The organism is Thermoanaerobaculia bacterium, assembly GCA_018057705.1.
In the GTDB taxonomy this organism is placed as follows: domain Bacteria; phylum Acidobacteriota; class Thermoanaerobaculia; order Multivoradales; family JAGPDF01; genus JAGPDF01.
In genome coordinates this window covers 112612-135619 of sequence record JAGPDF010000005.1, presented here as the reverse complement: position 1 = coordinate 135619, position 23008 = coordinate 112612, and the positions used below count along the sequence as shown (strand labels likewise).

Sequence of the window (23008 nt, the reverse complement as noted above, 5' to 3'; positions counted from 1 at the left end):
CGATGAACGGGTCGGTGATGCTGTCGTTGCCCATGCCGCGGGCGTAGAAGCTCCCGGTCTGCTCCCAGAAGCGATGGACGTCGGAGATCGCCGCCTGGCTCTTCGGCAGCTCGCGGACCATCACCGGGATCTTCGGCTCGCTGCCGGCGACGCGATCGCCGGCGACCGGAACGGAGACCGCGAAGTGCGGCATCGGGCGGACCTCGTCGAAGCCGCGCTGGACGACGCGCATGTTGTCCTCGACGACGCGTGCCCCTTTGGCGCCGAACTTGTGCTGCAGCTGGTCGCGGATCGCCTTGAGGAGCGTGGCGTCGTCGAGGCCGGCCTGCTCCTTGAGCGGCGAGGCGGCGAAAAAGGCGCCCTGGAAGGCGATGCCCTGCATGCGCAGCTGGAGCTCGGTGTCGCTCGCCTCCTCGCGGGCGATCTTGAAGGCGTCGAGGTAGAAGACCTTGATCTTCTGGTCGAGGATCTTCTGCTGGAAGAGCGGCGGGATCTCCTGCCAGACCTTCTCCGGCGCGGTCTGCTCGGTCTGCAGGATGAAGACGCCGCCCTCCTTGAGGCCGGCCAGGGCGTTGGTGTGGTGGAAGACGTTCGGGTCGGGGGACATCACGACGTCGACGAAGAAGTACTCGCAGTTGATGCGAATCGGCTCCGGCGCCACTGACAGGTAGTAGGTGGTCGGCTGCCCCTTCTTCTCCGAGCCGTACTTGGGATTCGCCTTGATGTGGTAGCCGAGCAGATCGAACAGCGTCATCGCCAGGTTCTTGCCGGTGGTGATGGCGCCCCAGCCGCCCACCGAGTGGAAGCGGACGGAGATGCTCCCCTTGGGCATCAGGTTCGGGTTCTCGGAGCCGCGGATGGCGAGCTCGCGGACGTTCGGGTAGGCCTCTTCGATGGTCTGCTGATAGGCCTCCTGCTTGGGGGAGATCGGTTTGTCGCGCAGGAAGTCGATCGACAGGTAGAACATCTTCTTCTGCTTGCCGGCCGGCATCATGTTCTCGACCGCGGCCACCAGCCCCTCGGGCTGCAGGTCGCGGCTGCCCATGCCGAACGAGCCCGAATAGAGCGCCGGGGCGTCGGCGAGCTCGCGATAGACCTCGAGCTCGGGGTGCGCCAGACGCTTCGGGTCGCGGCCGTTCTCGAGGCAGCGGGCCACCACGGCGCGGATCTCGCGCATCAGCGGCAGGTCGACCGCCAGCGGCTGGTCGAGCCGCTCGAGCACCGCGACGCCCTTGCGGCCCTTCAGGACCCTGCCGAGGAGGTCGGACGGGAACGGGCGGAACATCACGAGGTCGACGACACCCACCTTGATGCCGCGCGTCTCGCGCAGGTAGTCGGCGACCGCCTCGGCGGAGGGCACGACGCTCCCCTGTCCGAGGATCAGATAGTCGGCGTCCTCGGTGCGGTACCCCATGACGCGCTCGTAGCGCCGGCCGGTCAGCTTGTAGAACTCTTCGAAGGCCCGGTCGGTGAGCCCCTGCACATGGTCGAAGAAGTAGGGCCGCTGCGAGGCGACGCTCTGCATGTAGGAATCCTGGTTCTGCACCAGGCCCGCCATCACCGGGTTGTCGACGTCCCAGAGCAGCGGAATGCGCCGCCGGGTGTCGCCGTAGAGGATGCGCTGCGCCGGCGTCGGCGTCTCGATGATGTCCTCGGGAAGCCCGAGATATTCGGCGATCAGCTCGCGCTCGGGAACCTTGAACGACTCGATCAGATGGGTGGTCAGGAAGCCGTCCTGCGCGATGATGCCCGGGTTCAGGGCCAGTTCGGCGATACGGTGGGAGATGATGTTGAGATCGGCCGCCGACTGCACGTTCTTGGCGAACAGCTGGAAGAAGCCGGCGTCGTCGACGCAGTGGTAGTCATCGTGCCCGGCGTGAACGTTGAGGGTCGACTTGGTCATCGCCCGCGCGCCGACGTTGAGCACGTAGGTCAGGCGCTTTCCGACCGCCGCGTAGAGAGACTCGTGCATGTAGGCGATGCCCTGCCCGGAGGAGAAGTTCGCGGCGCGCAGGCCGGTCATCGAAAGGCCCGCGGTGACCGCGGCGGCGGCGTGCTCGCCCTCGGGCTCGACGAAGATCAACGGCCGGCCGGAGATGTTGATGTGTCCGGAGGCTGCGGCTTCCGCCCAGTATTCGCCCATCTGGGTCGAGGGCGTGATCGGGTAGGCGCCGGCGGCGTCGCTCGACTCGCGCTCGCACTCGATGACCGCGGTGTTGCCGTCCATCGCAGCGCGCGTCCCGGGGTATTTGAAATCGCCGCGCTTCTCGGTGAAGCGCTCGGTCAGCTTTTCGATCGTTGCCTGGGCCATCTTCATCACCGACATCGGGTCCTCCCATCGGGTGCGGTCATATCGAGCGGAAATCGGAAACTGGCGGTTCGTGAGGTCATCGGCATTCTCAGGTCGGGAGATCGCGCAGCGCGCCCCGGCGAAGGACCTTGCGCGCGTCGGCGCCCTTCACCGGGCCGGATTTCGGGTCGAGCCAGACGATCGCTCCGGTCGGGCAACGCTGGATCGGTACCTGGGTAGCGTGGCTCCGGGTGTAGTCGACGACCGGCAGATTGTTCGTCATCGTGACGAGGCCCGGGGCGTCCATGGCGCAGCGGCCGCAGGCGGTGCAGGCGACTTCGCAGTCCGCCAGCAACTCGTCGCCGGCCTCGAGCGATCGACAGGCCACCCAGAGGCGGTGACTTACCGGGTGGATCGAAAAGAGATCCTTCGGGCAGGCCTCGACGCAGTCGCCGCAAGCGGTGCACTTCGCTTCGTCCACGACCGGCAGCGAATGGGCGTCCATGCGGATGGCGTCGAAGTCGCAGACCACCGCGCAATCGGCGAGGCCGAGGCAGCCCCAGAAACAGCCCTTGCCGCCGCCGGCGACCTGTGCCGCGGCGCGGCAGGACTCGAGTCCCTCGTAGTGCGCCCGATTGCGGGCGACGTTCGTACCGCCGGCGCAGGCGAGGCGCGCCACCCGCTTCTCCTCGGCCCCGACGTCGACGCCGAGGAAGGCCGCGATGCGGACCCGCCCGTCGTCGGTCGAGACGCTGCACTTGCCAGGGGAGGCGGCGCCGGTGACCAGCGCCTCGGCGAACGGGCGGCAGCCGGGAAAGCCGCAGGCGCCGCAGTTGGCGTGCGGCAGCATCTGCTCGACTTCGTCGATGCGCGGATCTTCGTCGACGTGGAGCTTGCGGTGCGCGAGGACCAGCAGGGTCACCAGGAGCAGCGACAGACCGCCGAGGGCGCCGATCGACGTCAGGACCAACATTCTTCGACCTGCCCCCCCTCCCGGGCACTCTGCCCGCCGGGGATCAGCCTAGCGTCAAGGCCGCGTTCCTCCCCCGCTCACATGGGTGGGAGCGCCCGCCCCGCCGGCCCCCACCGGCGGCGCGGCGCGACGCCTGCGGGCTCGGCGCTTCTACTCGTAGACCATCCAGAGGGGGCCGGGGAAGAGGAAGAAGAGGCCTTCGCGCAGGCGGTCGCGCCAGTTCTCCCAGTTGTGGCCGTCGAACGACTCGACGTAGTGGACGTCCATGCCGGTCGACTGCAGGATCGGCACGAGGGAGCGATTCTCGTAGATCAGTGACTCGTAGACGCCGCAGGAGACGAAGACGCGCTCGGAGATCCGCTTCGGCGCGTCGCGGAACCGGTTCACGAACTCGACCACCGGTTCGAACGCCGGACCGCGCCGGCTCGGCCCGATATCGGTGAAAGCGAACGAGCCCGACTGCAGAAGGAGGCGGCCGAACTGCCCCGGATAGTGCGCCGCCGCTGCGAGCGCCGCGACGCCGCCGAAGCTCGCGCCCATGAGGCCGCGGCTCGCCGGCCCCTTCTGCAGCGGATAGCGCGCTTCGAGCGCCGGAACGAGCTCCTCCGCGAGGTAGCGGCTGTGGTCGGCCTGCGCCGCATAGTCGCGCAGCCGCTGCCGCGACTGCGTGAGGGCCACGATCATCGGCGCCACTTCGAGGCGATGGATCAGGTTGTCGAGCACGGTCTTGAGCACCGAGAAATGCAGGTAGTCGGAGCCGTCGTGCACGATGAGGAGGGGGTAGCGCCGGGTCGTGCGGAAACGCGCCGGCAGGTAGACCTGGAGCTCCTGTGGGCCGCCGAGGACGACGCTCGGAACCCGCAGCGACTCGAGCTTCCCCGGTCGCGCCTCGGGATCCGGGGAGATCCAGTCCGGGATCCGGTAGTCGGCCCCCTGGCAGACCGAGTTCGCTCCGAACGGGTCGTGCGCCAGCTGGGAGTTGAGCGGGTCGCGGATCAGCCGGCTGACGTCTCCGCGCTGCACCTCGAGCTTGTATTCGACCCGCGAGCGCACGGGGATCTCCTGCGTCAGATACCAGAGATCGGTTCCGAGGATCTGGGCGAACGGCTGCGCCGAAGGCAGGCCGAAAATCCAGTGCTGCAGGAAGACCGCGTCGGCGTCGCCGCGGTAGAGAAAGGTCACCGTCCGCCCTTCGACGATCGGCACGGTATGAGCGGCGAGGAAAGCATCGATCCGCGCCGGCGGGAGCTCCCCTTCGGCGAGCAGCCGCGAGATGGCGAGCGTCACTCCCCCTCCAGCTCGAGGATCGCGCCGTCCGGCATCAGCCGGCTCATGCCGGCGCCACCGGAAGCCGGCAGCGCCGCGAACGGCAGGTCGGCGCGCCCGCGCTCGTCGAGGGCCATCCAGGCGCCGTCGGCCATCGCGAGGCAGACCGCCGGGGCGAAGCGGCGCGCGAGCAGCGCCACACGCCGGCGGTCGTCGAGCGCCAGGCGCCGGCGGGCGTGGGGGAAGAGCACCAGGCCGCGCGCCAATCCGAAACCGCGCTCGAGCACCTCGGTGTTGCCATAGCCCTGTGGCGGGGAGTGGTGGAAGAGCACGACCCGTTCGGCGATCGCCATCGCGCCGGCCGACCAGGCGAAGACCGCTTTGCCCGCGAGCTTCTTGTCGAGGTCGAACAGCCGCATGCGGTTCATGAGGATGGCGACGTGGCCGCCGGCGATCGCCAGGCCCTCGACCTTCTGGATCTGGCGGACCATCTCGCGGCTGTGCAGCTCGATCGCCGGGCGCTCGGCGGGACGGTAGCGATGGACGAAAGCGGCATGCAATTCGTCCACCCGCCCGAGGTGATGCTCGTCGAGATCGCGAATCGCCTGCAGCGCCGACTCGCGCTCGGGCGCCAGGAGCTCCGGGTCGCCGGAGCGCAGCTCGAGCTCGCGCAGCGCCGTCTGTGCGTACCCGAGCCGGGTGCGATACAGAACCTGCAGCTCGCGCAGTCGCTCCTGGCGCTCGCGATAGCCGGAAGCGAGCTCCGGATCGCGCTCGAAGGCGTCCTCGCTCCGGGCATAGAGCATGAGATTCAGGGTGCGCTCGCCCAGGTGCTCGTGGAGCTCCAGATCCTCGGCTTCGCGCTCCTGCCAGCCGGCGGTCACGGACGCCAGCCGGCCGGAGACTCCGGCCCGCGACACCGCCTCTCCCAGAGTGGGCGTGAATCGCTGCGGTCCTAGGAGGGTGACGGTCGGCATGGGCTAGAATCCTATGGTTCCGACGGCTCGAGAGTCCATTCGCCCAGCGCGCGAAGGAGAGAACATGCACGTCATCTTCGTGGAACCGAAGTTCCCTTTCAATCAGCGCGAGTTCGTGCGCGGACTCGCCGCCGTGGGCGCGCGGGTCACCGGAATCGGCGAGCGCCCCTGGGAGGCGATCGACGAGGAGTTGCGCGGCTGGATGGTCGGCTACGAGCAGGTGCGCTCGGTCGTGCACGAGCCCTCGATGCTCGAAGCGGTGCGGCGCGTGCAGGCGAAGGCCTGGGTGGATCGCATGGAAGCGACCGTCGAAGCCCACATCCTGCCGGCAGCCAAGGTCCGCGAAGCGGCCGGCATCCCGGGAACGACCGTGCAGACCGCCTTCCTCTGCCGCGACAAGCCGGCGATGAAGGAGGCGCTGCGACAGGCCGACGTCTCGTGCGCCCAGTCGCGCGGCGTCGCGAGCCCGCAGGAGCTGCGGATGTTCGCCGCCGAGGTCGGCTACCCGATCATCCTCAAGCCGCGCGCCGGCGCCGGCGCCGCCGGCACCCAGCGCGTCGACAACGATCGCGAGCTCGAGAGCGCCATCGTCGACCAGGGAATCGACCGCGGTGCCTCGGTCGCCGCCGAGGAGTTCATCGAGGGCCACGAGGGCTTCTACGACACGATCTCGATCGGCGGCCGCGTCGTGCACGAGTTCATCTCGCACTACTACCCGAACGTCCTCGAGGCGATGCGTACCCGCTGGATCTCGCCCCAGATCGTCACTACGAATCGCGTCGACGCGCCGGGCTACAACGACCTGCGCCGGATGGGGCAGAAGGTCATCGAGGCGCTGGGCATCACCACCTCACCCACCCACATGGAGTGGTTCTTCGGCCCCAAGGGGCTCAAGTTCTCCGAGATCGGCTGCCGCCCGCCGGGAGTCGGCGTCTGGGATCTCTACGCCGCGGCGAACGACTTCGACATCTACCGCGAGTGGGCGATGGCCGTCGTCCACGGCCGCCCGGGCCAGCAGACCTCGCGCCGCTACTCCGCCGGCATGATTGCCCTGCGCCCCAACCGCGACGGCCGGATCTCCGGTTACGAGGGCCTCGAGCAGGTCTACCAGGCCTACGGCGACTGGATCATCGACTCACACATGCCGCCGCCGGGCTCCCCGACCGGCGGCGTCGAGGGCGGCTACATGGCCAACGCCTGGATCCGCATGAAGCACACCGACTACGACCAGCTGCGGCGCATGCTCGATCTCGTCGGCCGCACGATCAAGGTCCTGGCGCAGTAGGCGGACCGCGCGGACGCACCCTGAGACGGTCGCGCTGGCTGGGCTGGATGAGATGACTGTCACGGAGAATACGTATCGCTCCTCGATGCCGAGCCCGATCGGGCCGCTGTTGCTGTGCGGCAACGGCACGGCGATCACGGCCATCTTCATGGCGACCAGGAAACACCCGGAGGGGATTCCCACCGGCACCCGTCCGGACGACGGCCCGTTCCGCGAGGCGCGGCGGCAGCTCGAGGCCTACTTCGCCGGCGAGCTGCGGGAGTTCCACCTCGAGCTCGCCCCCGAAGGCACGCTCTTCCGGCAGAAGGTCTGGCGGGCGCTGCTCGACATTCCGTATGGCGCTACCGAGAGCTACGGCGCGCTCGCCCAGCGCATCGGCCTGCCGCAGGCGGCACGCGCCGTCGGCCTCGCCAACGGCCGCAATCCGATCAGCATCGTCGTCCCCTGCCACCGGGTCATCGGCAAGACCGGCGCCCTGATCGGCTACGGCGGCGGCCTCGAACGCAAGAAGTGGCTGCTCGCCCACGAAGAGCGTCACGCCGTCGGGGCCCAGCACCGCCTGCCGGGGCTCTGAACCCCGAGTCCACTCGCGCTGGGGGACGCCGGCCGACTCCGTCCATCCCCTCGGCGCTCTACTGCACCGGGAAGCCGAGCGACGCCGACCACTGGGCAGCAGCGCCGCTTTCGAAGCCGTCGGCGAGGATCAGACTGGCGTCCAGGCGGGCGAGGCCGGCCCGAAATTCGGAGTCGGTATTGATGACGACCTCGCCCGCGACGACCAGCCTGCCGGCCTGGAAAGTCATGGCCTGGCCGTAGTCGTCGATGTAGACCGTCGGACCGATGTCGAACGGCACGATCGTCCAGCCGTTGCCGGAGAAGGTGCTGTCGAGGGCGCCGCTCTCGGTATACCGCACGGCCAGCAGGTCGGCGTCGCTTGCCGACGGTTCGCGGTAGCCGGCCGCGAGCACCCTGCCCAGGCCGTCGACGCCGATCCCTGTAAGGCGCATCTGCCCTCCTCCGAGCGCGTGATGGGCCTTGCCGTCGGCCGAGAAGGTCGTGTCGAGCGCGCCGTCCGGCAACAATCGTGCGATGGCGAGCTCGGCGTCGGTGGCCGATTGCGCCGAGCCGCAGAGGAGGAGTTTGCCGGTGTTCGGATCGCGTGCCAGACCGAAGAGCATGTCGTTGCGCGCCGTCGAACCGCCGAGATCGAAAGCGATGCGCGCCAGACCATCGCCGTCGAAGCCCGGATCGAGCGCCCCCGCAAGGGTGAAGCGAGCGACGACCCAGTCCCCGTTCGTACCGTTCGTGCCGTAGGCAGTCGACCCGGCAGCGATCACCTTGGAGCTCGCGTCGAAGGCGACTCCGATGACGACGTCGTCGATCTCCGCACCCGAGGGATCGAGGGTCAACCAGCCGTCTCCCGAGAAGCTGGTGAGCAGGCCGCCCGAGAAGTTGAGCAGCGCGACGACCATGTCGTTGTCGGTGCCGTCGTTCTGGTAGCCGCCGAGCGCGATCCGGCCCACTGGGTCGATCGCCAGGGAGAGCACGGATTCGGCGCCGCCGGGGATGTCGAGCGTCCAGAAGCCGTCCGAGTCGAAGGAGGTGTCGAGCGTGCAATCCGGAAACGAGAAGCGCGCCACCGCCAGCCGATCCGAGCCGTAGCGGGCCGAGCCGGCGACGAGCAGGCGGCCGAACCGGTCGAACGCCGCCGCGTAGGCCCGCCCCTGGCTTGCCCCTCCAGGCGGGGGAAAGTAGCAGGTGCTCCCCGTTCCGGGAGAGGCGTCGGCCAGGGCGCGCCAGTACCATTCGGAGCCACCGGTATCGGGATGGCGGGTCCCGACGACGACGACACGATCGTCCGGCGCGACGACGACCGCGCTCACGTCATACGTCCCGGTTCCGCTGAGGTAGATCTGGCCATCACCCCAGAAAGTGGGGTCGAGATCGCCATCGGCCGCCGCGACCGCAGTGGCCAGGAGCAGGACGAGAGCCGGGCAGGACAGCGCCATCGAGGTACGCATGAGGAGAGCCTCCTCGAGGGTAACCGCCATCGGCCACAGCCAGGGGACAGCAAGCCGCGGGACGAGCGCGGGATCGGATCAGCCGTCGATCTCGACCTCGCCTTCGATCTCGACCGGGATGTCGAACGGCAGCTCGGCCATGCCGACCGCGCTCCGGGCGTGGGCGCCGACCTCCGGACCGAAGAGGTCGAGAATGAGATCGGAGAATCCGTTGATGACCGCCGGCTGGCGGTGGAAACCGGGCGCCGAGTTCACCATGCCGAAGATCCGCCCCCAGGCGCGGATGCGGTCGAGGTCGCCCAGGGCGCGCTGCAGGCTGCCGAGGATCGCGAGGCCCGTCAGCCGGGCGGCGGCGTAACCCTGCTCGAGGGTGAGCTCCCGTCCGACCTTGCCGACCGGCAAGGCAACGCTGCCGTCCGCCGCGAGCGGCCCGTGACCAGAGATGAACGCGCGGGTACCCTGCAGATGGACGAAGCGGAAAGGCAGCGCGACGCCCCCGGGCGGCACCAGCGCCGGTGGCAGGATGAGACCCGACTCCGCAATCTTCTCCTCGATTCGCCCCATCGCTCGTCTCCGTCGGGAAAGCGTGATCCTACAGGCGCGGGGAGAGCGCGAAAACTCCGCGCCTCACTGGCCGTAGATAGACTCATGCGAACTCCGATCCGGTCTCCCCGGCGGCGCGTGAGCGCTGCAATAATGTCCAGCATGCCCACTTCGACCGAGCCTCTCTCCACTCTCTCCCCCGCGAGCCGCCCGCACCGTCGCCGCCGACCCTTCCGACCCCACCGCCTGCCGGCATTCGGGCTCGTCGCTCTCTCTCTCCTCCTGCCCTCGGCCGGCCTGCGGGCTGCCGACGCACCGCCGGCCGAGCCCGGCATCGATCTCGCCGGCATCGACCGCAGCGTCGCGCCGGGGGACGACTTCTTCGCCCACGCCAACGGTACCTGGCTCAAGACGACCGAGATCCCGGCCGACCGCGCCGCCTGGGGCTCGTTCGCGGTCCTCGCCGAGGAGGCCAATCGCCGCACCCAGGAGCTGATCCAGGAGGCCGCTGGCGCTGGCGCCAGTTCGGCTGACGCCGACGCCCGCAAAGTGGGCGACTCCTACCTGGCGTTCATGGACGAAGCCGCCATCGAGGCGAAGGGCAGGAAGCCGATCGAGCCCGAGCTCGCCGCCATCGCCGCGCTCGCCGACAAGGCGGCCCTCGCGCGCTTCCTCGGCGCCCAGTTGCGCGCCGATGTCGACCCGCTCAACATGACGAACTTCCACACCGACCGGCTGTTCGGGCTCTGGGTCTCGCCCGACTTCGACAATCCGGCGAAGAATGCCGCCTATCTCCTCCAGGGCGGCCTCGGAATGCCCGACCGCGACAACTACACCGCCACCGACGCGACGAGCGCCGCTCTCCAGGCCAAGTACCGCGCCCACATCGCCCGCATGCTCGAGCTCGCCGGACTCAGCCGGCCCGGGGAGAGCGCCGGGCGCGCCGACCGCATCTACGCCCTCGAGGCCAAGATCGCCACCGTGCACGCGACACGTACAGAGTCGATGGAGGTGCAGCGCGCCAACAACCGCTGGCCGCTCGCCGAGTTCCCCACCCGGGCGCCCGGCCTCTCGTGGCCGGACTTCTTCGACGCCGCCGGGCTCGGCGCCCAGGGGGCGAAGGTGAGCGCGTTGATGGTCTGGCACCCGGGCGCGGTCACCGGCATCGCCGCCCTGGCCAACTCCGAGCCGCTCGCAGCCTGGCAGGACTACCTCGCCTTCCGCGCCGTGGACCGTGCCGCGCCGCTGCTCTCGAAAGCGTTCGTCGAGCAGAAGTTTGCCTTCTACGGCACCGCGCTCTCCGGCGCCACCCAGCTGCGCGACCGCTGGAAGCGCGCCGTCGATGCGACCAACGGCGCCCTGGGCGAGGCGGTAGGAAAGCTCTACGCTGCGAAGTACTTCCCGCCCGAGGCCAAGGCGGAGGCGCAGAAGATGGTCCAGAACATCGTCGTCGCCTTCGGCAAGCGGGTGGACAATCTGGACTGGATGTCGCCGGCGACGCGCGCCAAGGCCAAAGCCAAGCTCGACACGCTCTACGTCGGAATCGGCTACCCCGACCGCTGGCGTGACTACAGCGGCCTCGTCGTGAGGCGCGACGACGCCTTCGGCAACGCCGTGCGCTCGGAGCTCTTCGATTACACCTCGGCCCTCGCCGAGCTCGCGCAGCCGGTGGACAAGACCCAGTGGCGGATGATGCCGCAGACGGTCAACGCGGTGAATCTGCCGCTGCAGAATGCGATGAACTTCCCCGCGGCGATCCTGCAGCCGCCGTTCTTCGATGCCAGAACGGACCCGGCGCAGAACTACGGCGGCATCGGCGTCGTCATCGGCCACGAGATCAGCCACAGCTTCGACGATCAGGGCGCCCAGTTCGACGCCGGCGGCCGCCTCGCCAACTGGTGGACCGACGAGGACTTGAAGCACTTCCAGGCTGCGGCCGAGCGTCTGACGGCCCAGTACGACGCCTATGAGCCGCTCCCGGGAAGCCGAGTCAACGGCAAGCTCACCCTGTCGGAGAACATCGCTGACGTCGCCGGAATCGCCGCCGCCTACGATGGCTATCGCGCCGTCTACGGCGGCAAGGAGGGACCGTCGGCGCAGGGCCTCGCCGGCGACCAGCGCTTCTTCCTCTCGTTCGGCCAGATCTGGCGTTCCAAGGTGCGGCCGGAGGCGTTGCGCAGCTCGCTGCTGACCAACGGCCATGCGCCCGGCGAGTACCGCGCCGACACGGTGCGCAACGTCGACGCCTGGTACAAGGCGTTCGAGGTGCCGAAGACGGCACGCCTCTACCTCGCCCCGGAGGCCCGCGTCCGCGTCTGGTAGCCTCCCGCCTGGTGACCAGCAACAGGACGTCGCTCGAGAGTCTCGCGCGGTGAGGCGACCGGACCCCGGCCGCTTCGCGACCGCACTTCGCCGCTTCGAGGAGCTCTCAGACCTGCCGCCGGGCGCGCGCGCGGCGGCGCTCGCAGAGCTCGCCGCCAGCGACCCGGAGCTCGGCAGAGTGGTCGTGGACCTCTTTGCCGCTGACCACTCCGCCGGCGAGAAGTTCCTCGACGGGGGCGTCGGCGAGTTCGCTCCGGAGATCGTCGGCGAGGCGCTCGACGGGCGCGTCCCATCGAGCGCGGCCCCCGGAGAGCGGGTCGGGCCCTATCGTTTGCGCGCCCTGCTCGGACGCGGCGGCATGGGTGAAGTCTGGGAGGCCGAGCGCGCGGACGGTCAGTTCGACCAGATCGTGGCGCTGAAGCTCCTCAAACGCGGCATGGACTCCGAAGAGGTCCTCCGGCGCTTCCTGCGCGAACGGCAGATTCTCGCCCGCCTCGAGCACCCCCATATCGCGCGCCTCCTCGACGGCGGCATCGCCGCCGACGGGCGGCCGTTCTTTGCTCTCGAACGGGTCGAGGGCGAGGCCCTCGGCGAGTGGTGCCGGGCGCACGGCGCCTCACTGCGCACCCGACTCGAGCTGCTGATCGCGGTCGCCGACGCCGTGGCGGTGGCGCATCGGAGCCTCATCGTCCATCGCGACCTCAAGCCCTCGAACATCCTCGTCGACGGCGAGGGACGGGTCAAGCTGCTCGATTTCGGGATCGCCAAACTGCTCTCGGACGATGCTGGAGATCCCGGCGATCGCACCCACTTCGAGGCCCGCGCCCTCACCCCGGCCTATGCCGCTCCCGAGCAGATTCGCGGTGAGCCGGTGACCACGGCGACCGACGTCTATGCTCTCGGCGTGGTGCTCTACGAGCTCCTTGCCGGGCGACTCCCCCACGACCGTTCCGGGAGCTCGGCGGTGGCGCTCACCGACCAGCTCGAACGCGAGACCATGACGCGGCCGAGTCAGGCGGCTGCGGAGGCCGGTGAGACACGCCGGGCGCGCCTGCTGATGGGCGATCTCGACACGATCGTGCTCAAGGCCCTCGCCCGTGAGCCCGGGCGGCGCTACGAGTCGGCGACCGCGCTGGCCGACGACCTCCGCCGCCACCTCGACGGCCGACCGGTGCGAGCGCGCCCCGATTCGAGTCTCTACCGCACGCGGAAGTTCGTCGCGCGACACAAAGTGGGCGTGATCTCCGCCGCACTCGCGATGCTGTCTTTGGCCGCCGGCCTCTCGGCGGCGCTCTGGCAGGCACGGCGTGCGGCGGCGAACGCGGTCCGCGCCGAGGCCAACGCCCAAAGGGCGGAATCCAACGCCGCGCGGGCCGAGCGTGTGAAGGAGTTCCTCGTCGCCTCCTTCGAGATCGCCAGCCCCGACTACGGCATCGGCGGCACGACCACGGCGAGCCAGCTGATCGAGCAGGCCGGCCGGCAGATCGATGCCGCAGGCTTCGGCCGCGACCCGGAGATCCGCGCCGACCTGCTCGAAGCGGTGGCGCGGATCGAGAAGACGCTCGGTCAGCTCGACGCCGCCGCGCGCTACGCCAGCGCCGCGCTCGAACTTCGCCGCGGACTCTTTCCGGCGGGCCACCCCGCCATCGCGAGCGCCACGGCGACCCTCGGCTCGGTGCGGCTCGCCGAGGGCAGGCTCGACGAGGCCGAGAAGGCGCTCACGAGCGCCGTGCGAACGCTGGAGGTCAGCGAACCTCCCGGGAGTCTGATGCTGGCGCGGGTGCGGAGCGAATACAGCGAGATGCTCTTCTGGAGGGGCCGGGCCGTCCAGTCGGAGGTCGGCCAGCGCAAGGTCTGGGAGGCCTATCGCGCGGCGCTCGGCGACGACGCGCTGCCGACAGCGACCCACCTGCGGAACCTCGCCGTCCTGCTCGAGGATCTGGGGCGGCTCGATGAGGCCGAAGCGGCCAATCGCTCCGCCCTCGCCGTCTTCGAGAAGCGCCTCGGAACCGATCACCCCAGCACAGCGGCGAGCTACGTCAATCTCGGTCACGTTCTCGACACCCAGGGCCACCACGAAGAGGCCGAGGGGCTGCTTCGCCGCGGACTCGAGATTCGCCGCGCGAAGCTGGGCGACAACCACCCGGTCACCGGCCAGTCGATTCAGCTCTATGCACTCTTCCTCCTCGATCGCGGCCGCCTCGACGAGTCGGAGGCGCTCTACCGCGAGCACCTGGCGATCTTCTCGGCGATCAATCCGCGCCACTTCGAGGTCGGCAAATGCAAGAACGGCCTGGCTCTCATCGCCTCGCGGCGCGGCGATCACGCCACGGCGGAGCGCGAGATGCGGAGCGTCCTCGAGCTCTTCCGTGAGCAACTGGGCGAGGAACACCACTTCGTCTGGCAGGTTACGGCGAACCTGGCGCGACAGATCTTCCTCCAGAAGCGCTTCGAGGAGGCCGAGGTTTTGCAGCGGCAGGTTCTGGCCGGATTCGAGAAGGTCGCGGGGGCGGAGAGCGCCGCGGTCGCCGAAGCGCTCACCAACCTGGCGAAGACGCTGAAGGCACGTGGCGACGACGCCGGCGCGGCGCCCCTCGAAGCCCGCGCCCAGGCGATCACCTCCGCGGCCGCTGCCAAGAGCTGACCGAGCAGCCTCCTACCGGGCCACCGGCGTCACCGTCGCAACTGCCGTCGAGGAGGATCGGGGCCGAGGCGGGCGCCGCTCGCGGGAGCCGGTGGCCATCGCAGGTGGGAATCCGCCTGGAGATGGGTGTTAACGTTCGAACATGTATCGCACTGCGCGTCTCGCCGCGTTCGCCGCCCTCCTCCTCTCGGTCCCGATCTCCGCTGTTGCCATCGCCGCCAGCGCCGCGGTGCCGTTCATCGACGACGACTATCCGAAAGCGCTCGCCGAGGCGCGCGCCCGGAATCTGCCGATCTTCCTCGAGGCCTGGGCTCCCTGGTGCCACAGCTGCCGCTCGATGCAGGCCTACGTCTACACGGATGCGAAGCTCGCGCCGTTCGCCGAACGCTTCGTCTGGCTGGCGATCGACACCGAAAAGCCGGGCAACGCCGCGACGGTCGCGAAGTTCCCGGTCGGAGCCTGGCCTTCGATGTACGTCATCGACCCGCGGACCGAGACCGTGACCTTCCGTTGGACCGGGAGCGCCACGATCGAGCAGCTCGTCCGTTTCCTCGAAGAGGCGCGGGCGCCGGCGGCCGGCAAGAGCCTGGCGCCGGATGCCGCAGCGCCGGGTGCCGCCGAAGCAGCGAGCCTGCAGGGAGGCCTCGAAGAGGCCGACCGGCTCTATGGCGCCGCCGCCTGGGACAAGGCGGCGACCGCCTACGCCGCGGTCATCGGGCGCGCCCCCACGCCGTGGACGCCGCTGCCGCGCGTCGCCGACGCCTATCTCTTTTCCCTGCAGAAGGCGGACCGGGGTGCGGAGTGCGCCGGCGCGGCGCGCGAGCTTCTGCCCCGGATCGCCGGCACGCCATCCTCGGCTTCGGTCGCGGCAGTCGGACTCGACTGCGCGGTCGGGCTCGCGGCGACCGCTCCCGGGCGCAGCGCGGCGATCGCCGACCTCGAGCGGGCCGCACGTGCGGCGCTCGACGATCCCGCTCTGGGTATCGCTGACGACGATCGCTCGGGCCTCTACATCTCGCTCATCGGCGCCCGCGAGGATGCCAAGGACGAGATCGGCAAGAAGCGACTGTCCGGAGAGTGGATCGCTCTGCTCGAGCGCGCCGCAGCCCAGGCACCGACTCCGGCGGCCCGCGCCGTCTTCGACTCGCATCGCCTCTCCGCCTACCTCGAGATCGGCGAGCCGCAGCGCGCCATTGCGATGCTCGAGGCCTCGGAGCGCGACTTCCCCGGCGACTACAACCCGCCCGCACGGCTCGCCGTGGCCTACCGCGCCATGAAGGAGTTCCCGCGCGCCCTCGCCGCGTCCGATCGCGCCCTGGCGAGAGCCTACGGCCCGCGCCGCCTCGGGATCCTGCGCACCCGCGCCAAGATCGAGGACGAGAGTGGGGACCGCATCGCGGCGCGCGCCACTCTCGACTCGACCCTGGCCGAGGCCCGGGCGCTGCCGCCCGGCCAGGTCTCCGAGCGCACGCTGGCGGCCATTCGCAAAGAGCTCGAAGCGCTCGCATCGGCCGCGCCGGCGCCCGCGCCCTAGCGGACTTCGGCCGGCAGACCCGGGCGCGCTCGCCCAGCGCCCAGGCGGGAAAACCCGGGAGCTTCCTGCTCGTACAATCCCCAGAAGCTCGGAATTCGATCCATTCGCCGGCCGCGACCGGGCGGGGTGTTCGATCGCGACCTCGAATCCAGGACGTTCGATCGGCGCCCCTGCGCCGCTCGAGCGTGAAAGAACGGAGTCTTCGGATGGGCCCAAGAACCGCCGGCGCACTGCTCCTCGTCGTCGCCACCGTGCCGCTCGCCGCCCAGGAGGAGGAGCGCCTGACGGTGCCGACCGTGACCTTCTCCTACACCTCCGACCCCGGGGACACGATCGGCCAGGGGGGTTCGGGAACGGTGACCTCGGCCAACGGGCCGTGGCGGCTGAAGCGCAACAGCGGACTCGGCGTGGACCTGATCTTCAACCAGTTGCAGAACAACCAGTGGAACTTCTGCTTCGAACCGCCCTCGGGGCCCGGACAACTGCTCGCCAGCGGCAGCTTCCCCAGCGCCGTGCGTTGCATCAGCAGCGGAGCAGCGACTCCCGGGCTCGACGTCGGCCACGGTTTCTCCGGCTGCAACACCGTCACCGGCGACTTCCAGGTGAACTCGCTCCTCTACGACTACTACGGCTGGCCGCTGCGGTTCACGGCCTCGTTCGATCAGCACTGCGAGGGCGCCACGCCCGCTCTGCACGGCACGCTCAACGCCGCGCTCGGGACGGTCGGCGAGGCCTGGATCTCGGCCGAGAACCTCGTCGTAGTCCGCACCAACCGGCTCTTCGAGTTCACCCGCGCCGGCGCTCTGCGCGAGAGTTTTCCGGTCATGCTCGGCACCAGCACGAGTCCTACCGGGCTTCACGCTTTCGCCGAGGTCGTCCGGGACGCGGTCATGGGCCCCGACGGGCGGCTTTACATTTTCAACGGCACCGGCACCGGCGCCGGCGCGCTCGACGTCGTCCAGCTCTCGGTCTTCGACACCCGGGCCGGCACCTGGGAGCATCATCCCGTACCCGGCTGGAGCATCTGGGAGTCGCCCAGCGATTCGCACGCCTACGGCGGTGTGGCGCTTCACGGGGACTACGTGTTCGCTACCGACATGCTGAGGAACGGCGACGACCGCGGCATCGTCCGCTTCGACACCGCCAACGGCTTCAGCGTCGCTCGCTTCTCCACCTCGACCACCTACATCGACCTCAACGTCGGCTGGAACGGCCTGCTCTATGCCCTGCGGCTGGACAAGTTCACGGTCGACGTCTTCGACCCGAGCACGCCGAACCTGGACGTGGTCGGCGGACCGATCGTGCTCGACGACGACGCCAACCCGGGCACGGCCTTCACCGTTTGCGGCATCACCGCCGACGCCACCGGCGAGATGTTCGGCGTCCGCTGCGGCGGCCGGCTGGAGCGCTTCAACGCTTCCGGCCAATCGCTGGGCTTCCTCAACCTCTCCGCTTTCGTGCCTACCGACATCGATCTCGAGGAGGACGGGACGATCATCGTCGCCTACGAAAACGGGCGGCTGCGCTTCACCTCGACGGCGATGGCCGGTTCGACCGAGGTCGTCCTTCCGGACCCGACGAACGGCACCGGCATCGACCGGCCCGGCCTGAAGGCAATCCACATCGCCGCGGCGACGGCAGGGCCGAACCTCTTCGACGACGGCTTCGAGAGCTCGGACACCGGCCGCTGGTCGGCCGTCGCGCCCTGACTCGGGAAGTCGGCTGCCTCAGCCGTCGGGAGCGGTGGGCGCTGCGAGGACGAGGTCCAGGGAAGGTCCGTTCGCGGCCGCGCGGCTCGCTCGCGCTGAGTCCTCATAGACGAGCTCGACCTCGAGATCGAGCGCTGCGTTCGAAGCTGAAGCCACGCAGCGAAGCTCGGCGCGGGCGGGCAACGGCTCGACAGACACTTCGAGCTGCCACATCCGCGCGCGTTCGCCGAGCGCGGCTACACCTCGAAGGAAGAGCTTGCGGTCCAGGACCTCGACGGAGGGAGACAGAACTGGTGCTTCGACCAACCTCCCCCCGTCGATGCCCGACAACCGGACGCTGAGGAGCGGGCATCGCACGTCCTTCTGCCGACCGACGCCATCGCGCCGAGCCAGTCGTAGCGCGCTGCGCCAACGCTCGCGGTCGAAGACCGGCGCGGAGACCAGGAGGCGCACGTCGTCGTAGAGCCCGGCCAGCGCGGGATCCCGCAGGCGGTTCTCACCCACCGCGAGACTCTCGAGGTAGCCCTCCGGAACGTGCCGCCGAAGGTGCCCGATCTCCCAGGGCGGCTCGTACGGCAGGCGCGCGAGAAACGGGTCGGAAAGTGCATAGCGGTCGACCAGAATCTGGCGCGGGTGTGCCCGGAAGCCCGGCCGGCCGAGAATGCCGATGACCCTGGGCGGAGTGAGCGGCTCGACCATCGGCGCGGGCCAGCCGTCGCGAAGGAGCGCGGAGAGCCACTCGGATCCCGGCAGATCGCCCTTCATGTCGCGAATGCCGGACATGCCCGGGGCGCCCACCGGCCAGCTCGGTACATGGTCGCGGTCGCTCCAGAGCGCCGACTGCGGCCAGAAGAGGCCGACGACGAGGACGCCGGCCAGACTGCCACGCACGACCCGGTCGGGCAGCTCGACGACCGCAAGGACCAGCGCCACGACCGCCGCCGGTACCCAGAATCGGCCCACCATGAAATCGCCACCGATCGAAGTCACATAGCTCATGTGCAAAGCGGCGCCGATGCCGAGCGCCCGGCCGAGCGGCGCGCTGCGCGCCGCCGCGAAACCGCCGCCGATCAGGAGGGGAATCCAGAGCGGATCCCACGTGGCCGTCGCCCGTACGTAGTGCAGACCTTGCGCGAAGAGCTCGCTTCGGGGGACGCCGGCGCCCAGTTTGGCGAGCGCGGTGTTCGGGAACGGGGAACCGTAGTAGAGACACGCAAACAGCGACCAGATCACGAACGGCGAGAGGCCCAGAGCGATCTCGGCGCCGCAGCGGACGCGGCTGAACCTGAAGCGCCGCACCGCGAGGAGAGCGAGGACGGGCACGAGCAGCGGCGCATGATCGTGCCTCGTCAGCAGGAGCGCCGAAGCCACGAGGAAGACGGGGGTCACCCCGTGGCTGGCACCACTGTCACAGCTGTCGCCGCTGCGGCCAGTTCCCTCGCCGCGTTCCCAGCGCAGAACGAGGTGCACGAACGCGACGAGCAGCAGGAACGACAACGGGGTTTCCAGACCGGAGGACGTGTAGTCCAGGAGGACCCGCGAACCGACGACCGCGGCAACGAAGAGCCCGGCTCTTGCCGGTCGGCCGCTGACCGTGCGCCACGACAACACCAGTGCCGCGGAGACGGCCAGCCAACTGAGCAGAAACGCCGCGGCAGCGAGAGGGAGACCGGCCACCCGCAGCGGCAGCAGCAGGCCGAGCCAGGCCGGATGGGTGAACGCCTGGACCCGTTCGTGAGGATTCCACTGCAGGCCGTTGCCGACCAGCAACTGCTCGATCGTCCGAAAGGTGATGAAGGCGTCGTCGTTGATCCAGGCGTTACGGAACCATACCCAGGAGAAGACCCCGAGGCCCGCGACCCCTGCGAGCCAGCGCGGAACTCTCAACGCTCGTTCGACCCGGCGCGGGCGGGATCCGCGGTCCGCTTCGGGTCATGGTCCGCCCCTCGGCTGCGCTCCGCGAGCGCACCGCAATGCGAAATCGTCGCCGCCAGCGCCGCCGCGATCAACGGCAGCCCGGGTACGCCGAATCGGGGCAGGAACTCGGTAGCGGTCGCATGGACGACGAACAGGGTGACCGGACCGGCAAGCAGGACGAGCGTCACGACACGTCCGCCGCGAACGGCCGCGAGGACGATCCAGAAGACGCCGCCGCCCAGGAGCAGGCCGAGTGCGAACGTCAGGTCGAACGGCGCCGCGAGCTCGGGGGAACGTTCCGCGAATCCTCCCCGCCAGGCCACGGCCAGCGCAGCGAGAGCGTGATCTCCGGGCCGCCGGAGGAACTCCCCCACGGCCGCGCGGCCCAGAGCCAGATCGGCCGCGAGGGGATCGGCGGACTCGCGCCGCGCCGCCTGCCAGCTGCGCATCGCACGCGTGAAGTAGTTCCCTTCGCCCTCCCACTGGTATCGCGAGTAGGTCGCTTCCGGCCACCGGCGTTCGCCGGCGCGCCGCGCCGACTCGAGCGGCGTCCACGCAAAGATCGCCGGCAGGATCCCCTCGTTCGCGATCTGCCGGTCGAGCTCGGCCCGAGTCCAGAGCACCGCTCCACCCCGGTCCGCGAGCACGAAGTGCCCGGTCGCGCGGGAGTTTCTCGTCATCCAGAAGACCACGGGCAGGAGCGCGATGCACGCGAACACTCCCGCCCGCGCAGCGCGCCGGCGCAGGGAGACGCTCCGCGGAAGCAGCAAGAGCACCAGCACCCCCACCGGGACGAGCGCGATTCCGGCGCCGCGCGCCAGCGGGGAAAGCCCGGTAGCCAGGCCGGCGAGAGCGACGGCTCCGCTGGCTCCGATGCCTCCGATACCTCCGATACCTCCGGCGACTCCGCTGCCTCCACAACGGGTGACGGCTGCAGCCAGCCCGCAGGCGGCAAGCGTCATCAGCGCCGCCGCAAGCCCCTCCGAACCGGGGACCAGCGCCGCCTGGCGCAGCGCCGGGCTCGCCACGACCAGGACCGCTGCGGCCAGGCTGGCCCGCCCACTCGCGCCAGCGAAGCGGGCGGCGAAGCCGGCCCCCGCGGCCGTCGCCGCGAGCAGGAGCGCGCCGACAACGGCGATGCCGCGCGCCGCCGCGCCCGGCAGAACGGTCCACGACTCCGGCGTCTCGTCGGTGAGCGGCACCCGCGCGAGCCGCCAATAGGCCGCCAGCAGGAACGGATAGCCCGGCTCGCGGTAGGCGTCGCGCGGCGGGGCCGCAAGGCTCACTGGCGCAATCGAGAGGACTCCGCTGCGGGCGAGGTGAACTGCCGCCCGGTAGTAGTCGGGTTCGTCTCCCGTCGGGACGACCTGCGGCGGGCGCAGCCAGAACGACGCCACTGCCGCGAGGCCACACAGCGCGATCGCCATCCCGAGCCAGTGACCTCTCACGCCAGCGGATCGCATCCGCGCGCAGCTTAGCCCATGGCTTCTGCCCCGCGGCGCCCGATCAACCGACCACCGATTCCTTGGCGGGCGACGCATGCGTCGCCCGGGGACGAGGTCGGCGAGGTAGACGACTACTGGGCGGAGCGCAGGGTGACGTCGCCGCTGCCGGTCACCCGGGCCGCCCGGCCGTGCAAAGAGGCAGACGTTTCCAGAGCGCCAGCGTTGGCTCGAGGCGCGGAGCGCAGGATCAGGCGAGGAGGATCCGGATCGAGTGCGGCTGCACCCCGAGCTCGGAGGTCCCGGGAGCGAACTGGGGCCGCTCCGCGGGCGGCGCGTGCGTCTCGGCGGCCTCGACGAAACTGTCGAAGGCGAGGCGCCAGGGCTTGCCGGCGGCAGCGCGCGGCAGCGGGAACCGGACGGGCGCCGCGCCCGGATTGAGCGCCAACAGGACGGAGCGGCCTCCGGTCTCGTCGCGTGTCACCAGCAGGACCGCCCTTTCGGAGCGGCCGGCGTCGGGACCGGCAGGCGGATGAAATGCCGCGCACTCCGACCATTCGCCGAAGGCGAGGTCGGCGAGCTCGCGGCGCAGCGCGAGCAGGCCGCGGACGAGCGCCTCCCGCCTACCGGCCGCGAGATTCCAGTCGAGCCACGAGATCTCGTTGTCCTGGCACCAGGCGTTGTTGTTGCCGCGCTGGCTGCGGCCGCGTTCGTCCCCTGCAAGGAGCATCGGCGTGCCGCGGGAGAGCAGGAGCAGGGCGAGGAAGTTCGCGACCTGGCGGTGGCGCGTCGCCAGGATCTCCGGCGCGCTCGTCTCCCCCTCGACGCCGTGATTCGACGACAGGTTGAACGACGAGCCGTCGCGGTCCTCTTCGCCGTTCTCACGGTTCGCCTTGGTCGAGTAGCTGACCAGGTCGGCGAGCGGAAAACCGTCGTGGCAGGTGACGAAGTCGATCGCCGCCGCGCGCGACTGCGGGGGCGGAAAGAGATCGGGGCTGCCCGCGAGGCGGAGCTCGAGCGTGCGCGGCGCGACCTCGTCTCCACGCACCCATCGCCGCACATCATCGCGAAAGGCGCCGTTCCATTCTCGCCACGGCGGCGGAAATCCCGCCGGCGGAGTGAAGCCGGTCACGTCCCACGGCTCGGCGATCAGCAGGCGACCGGCGAGCACAGGATCAGCGGCGATCTCGGCGGCGAGCGGCGAGGCCGTGAGCTTCTCTCCCGAGAGACCGCGATAGAAGGCCGAGGCGAGGTCGAAGCGGAAACCGTCCACGCCGATCTCCTCCGACCAGAAGCGCAGCGAGTCGAGGATCAGACGGCGGACCACCGGATGGTTCGTGTTGACCGTGTTGCCGCAGCCGGTGACGTCGAGCGGCCGGCGGGTCGCCGGATCACGCAGGTAGTAGGTCTCTTCCGCGAGGCCACGGAACGAGTGCAGCGGATCGGACGCTCCCCCGCCGCCCTCCGCCGTGTGGTTGTAGACCACATCGACGACGACCTCGAGCCCCGCGGCATGGAGCGCGTCGATCATCGTCATGAGCTCCGCCTGTGCCGCGCCCGGGGTCGCATCCGAGGCGTAGGAAGCCTTGGGGGCGAAGAACGAGACCGGCGAGTAGCCCCAGTAGTTGAGCAGCCGCTCGCCGGTCACCGGATTGCGCCGGAAGTTCTCCGTCTCGTCAAACTCGAGGAGCGGCAGAAGCTCGACTGTGGTGATACCCAACGACTGCAGATAGGGGATCTTCTCGATCAGGCCGAGGTAGGTTCCAGGGTGGGCCACGCCCGAGGAAGGGTGGCGCGTGAATCCGCGCAGATGCAGCTCGTAGATCACGCGCTCGGAATCGGCGATCTGCGGCCGGGGCGGTCGCCCGACGCCCGGCGCCAAGGCCGCGACCGGTTGAAAGAGGCTGCGATACCGGCGGAACTTCCAGCCGGCAGCCTCCGAGGACCGGTCCCCCCAGACCTCCCCGCCGGTCAGGCTGCGGGCGTAGGGGTCGAGCAGCTCCGGACCGCCATCCAACCGGTAGGCATACTCGAAGGCGTTCGGCAGACCCGCGACCTCCCCTTGCCAGCAGCCTTTCGCTTCGT

At 69.9% G+C, this 23008-nt stretch carries 15 protein-coding genes; 6 read left to right on the top strand and 9 right to left on the bottom strand.

All coding sequences use genetic code 11. The annotated features are described in order from the left end of the window. The 4 genes from KBI44_03090 to KBI44_03075 all read right to left on the bottom strand — a co-directional run. Positions 1 to 2227, bottom strand: a 2227-nt coding sequence (locus KBI44_03090; protein MBP9143443.1) for a 2-oxoacid:acceptor oxidoreductase family protein, incomplete at its 3' end; no start/stop codon positions are given. A 172-nt stretch (positions 2228 to 2399) separates the two neighbouring features. Next, a complete protein-coding gene (locus KBI44_03085) occupies positions 2400 to 3263 on the bottom strand; it encodes an RnfABCDGE type electron transport complex subunit B (GenBank protein ID MBP9143442.1) in 864 nt (287 codons plus the stop codon). 150 nt (positions 3264 to 3413) lie between these two features. Continuing rightward, complete coding sequence (locus tag KBI44_03080; GenBank protein MBP9143441.1) at positions 3414 to 4550, bottom strand: enterochelin esterase; 1137 nt, start codon at positions 4548 to 4550, stop codon at positions 3414 to 3416. After that, complete coding sequence (locus KBI44_03075; GenBank protein MBP9143440.1) at positions 4547 to 5506, bottom strand: hypothetical protein; 960 nt, start codon at positions 5504 to 5506, stop codon at positions 4547 to 4549. The genes KBI44_03080 and KBI44_03075 overlap by 4 nt, the downstream gene beginning before the upstream one ends. Before the next feature lie 64 nt (positions 5507 to 5570). Between KBI44_03075 and KBI44_03070 the strand changes: the two genes are divergently transcribed. Together KBI44_03070 and KBI44_03065 are read left to right on the top strand one after the other, a co-directional pair. Further along, complete coding sequence (locus tag KBI44_03070; protein MBP9143439.1) at positions 5571 to 6791, top strand: ATP-grasp domain-containing protein; 1221 nt, start codon at positions 5571 to 5573, stop codon at positions 6789 to 6791. A gap of 52 nt (positions 6792 to 6843) precedes the next feature. Beyond that, positions 6844 to 7365 (top strand): methylated-DNA--[protein]-cysteine S-methyltransferase, encoded by a 522-nt coding sequence (locus KBI44_03065; protein ID MBP9143438.1) that lies wholly within the window; start codon positions 6844 to 6846, stop codon positions 7363 to 7365. 58 nt (positions 7366 to 7423) lie between these two features. Here the strand turns inward: KBI44_03065 and KBI44_03060 are convergent, their stop codons facing one another. Both KBI44_03060 and KBI44_03055 read right to left on the bottom strand, forming a co-directional pair. After that, positions 7424 to 8812, bottom strand: a complete 1389-nt coding sequence (locus tag KBI44_03060) for a hypothetical protein (protein MBP9143437.1) — start codon at positions 8810 to 8812, stop codon at positions 7424 to 7426. 78 nt (positions 8813 to 8890) lie between these two features. Next, positions 8891 to 9376 carry a RidA family protein gene (locus KBI44_03055; protein ID MBP9143436.1) on the bottom strand — a complete coding sequence of 162 codons (486 nt, stop codon included), beginning with the start codon at positions 9374 to 9376 and terminating at the stop codon, positions 8891 to 8893. 312 nt (positions 9377 to 9688) lie between these two features. Between KBI44_03055 and KBI44_03050 the strand changes: the two genes are divergently transcribed. From KBI44_03050 to KBI44_03035, 4 genes are all read left to right on the top strand, one after another. Then, positions 9689 to 11677: a M13 family metallopeptidase gene (locus KBI44_03050; protein MBP9143435.1), complete on the top strand. Its 1989-nt coding sequence runs from the start codon at positions 9689 to 9691 to the stop codon at positions 11675 to 11677. A 49-nt stretch (positions 11678 to 11726) separates the two neighbouring features. Next, entirely contained in the window at positions 11727 to 14321 is a 2595-nt protein-coding gene (locus KBI44_03045; GenBank protein MBP9143434.1) for a serine/threonine protein kinase, read from the top strand. 142 nt (positions 14322 to 14463) lie between these two features. Beyond that, positions 14464 to 15855, top strand: a complete 1392-nt coding sequence (locus KBI44_03040) for a thioredoxin family protein (GenBank protein ID MBP9143433.1) — start codon at positions 14464 to 14466, stop codon at positions 15853 to 15855. 206 nt (positions 15856 to 16061) lie between these two features. After that, entirely contained in the window at positions 16062 to 17564 is a 1503-nt protein-coding gene (locus KBI44_03035) for a hypothetical protein (GenBank protein MBP9143432.1), read from the top strand. 18 nt (positions 17565 to 17582) lie between these two features. On the opposite strand, the gene KBI44_03030 is transcribed toward KBI44_03035, so the two are convergent. The 3 genes from KBI44_03030 to KBI44_03020 all read right to left on the bottom strand — a co-directional run bounded on the left by KBI44_03030 (position 17583) and on the right by KBI44_03020 (position 22970). After that, positions 17583 to 19451, bottom strand: a complete 1869-nt coding sequence (locus tag KBI44_03030) for a hypothetical protein (GenBank protein ID MBP9143431.1) — start codon at positions 19449 to 19451, stop codon at positions 17583 to 17585. Further along, a complete protein-coding gene (locus KBI44_03025) occupies positions 19448 to 20929 on the bottom strand; it encodes a hypothetical protein (protein MBP9143430.1) in 1482 nt (493 codons plus the stop codon). The genes KBI44_03030 and KBI44_03025 overlap by 4 nt, the downstream gene beginning before the upstream one ends. Positions 20930 to 21173: 244 nt before the next feature. Beyond that, positions 21174 to 22970 carry a glycogen debranching enzyme gene (locus KBI44_03020; protein ID MBP9143429.1) on the bottom strand — a complete coding sequence of 599 codons (1797 nt, stop codon included), beginning with the start codon at positions 22968 to 22970 and terminating at the stop codon, positions 21174 to 21176. Positions 22971 to 23008: the final 38 nt, after the last annotated feature.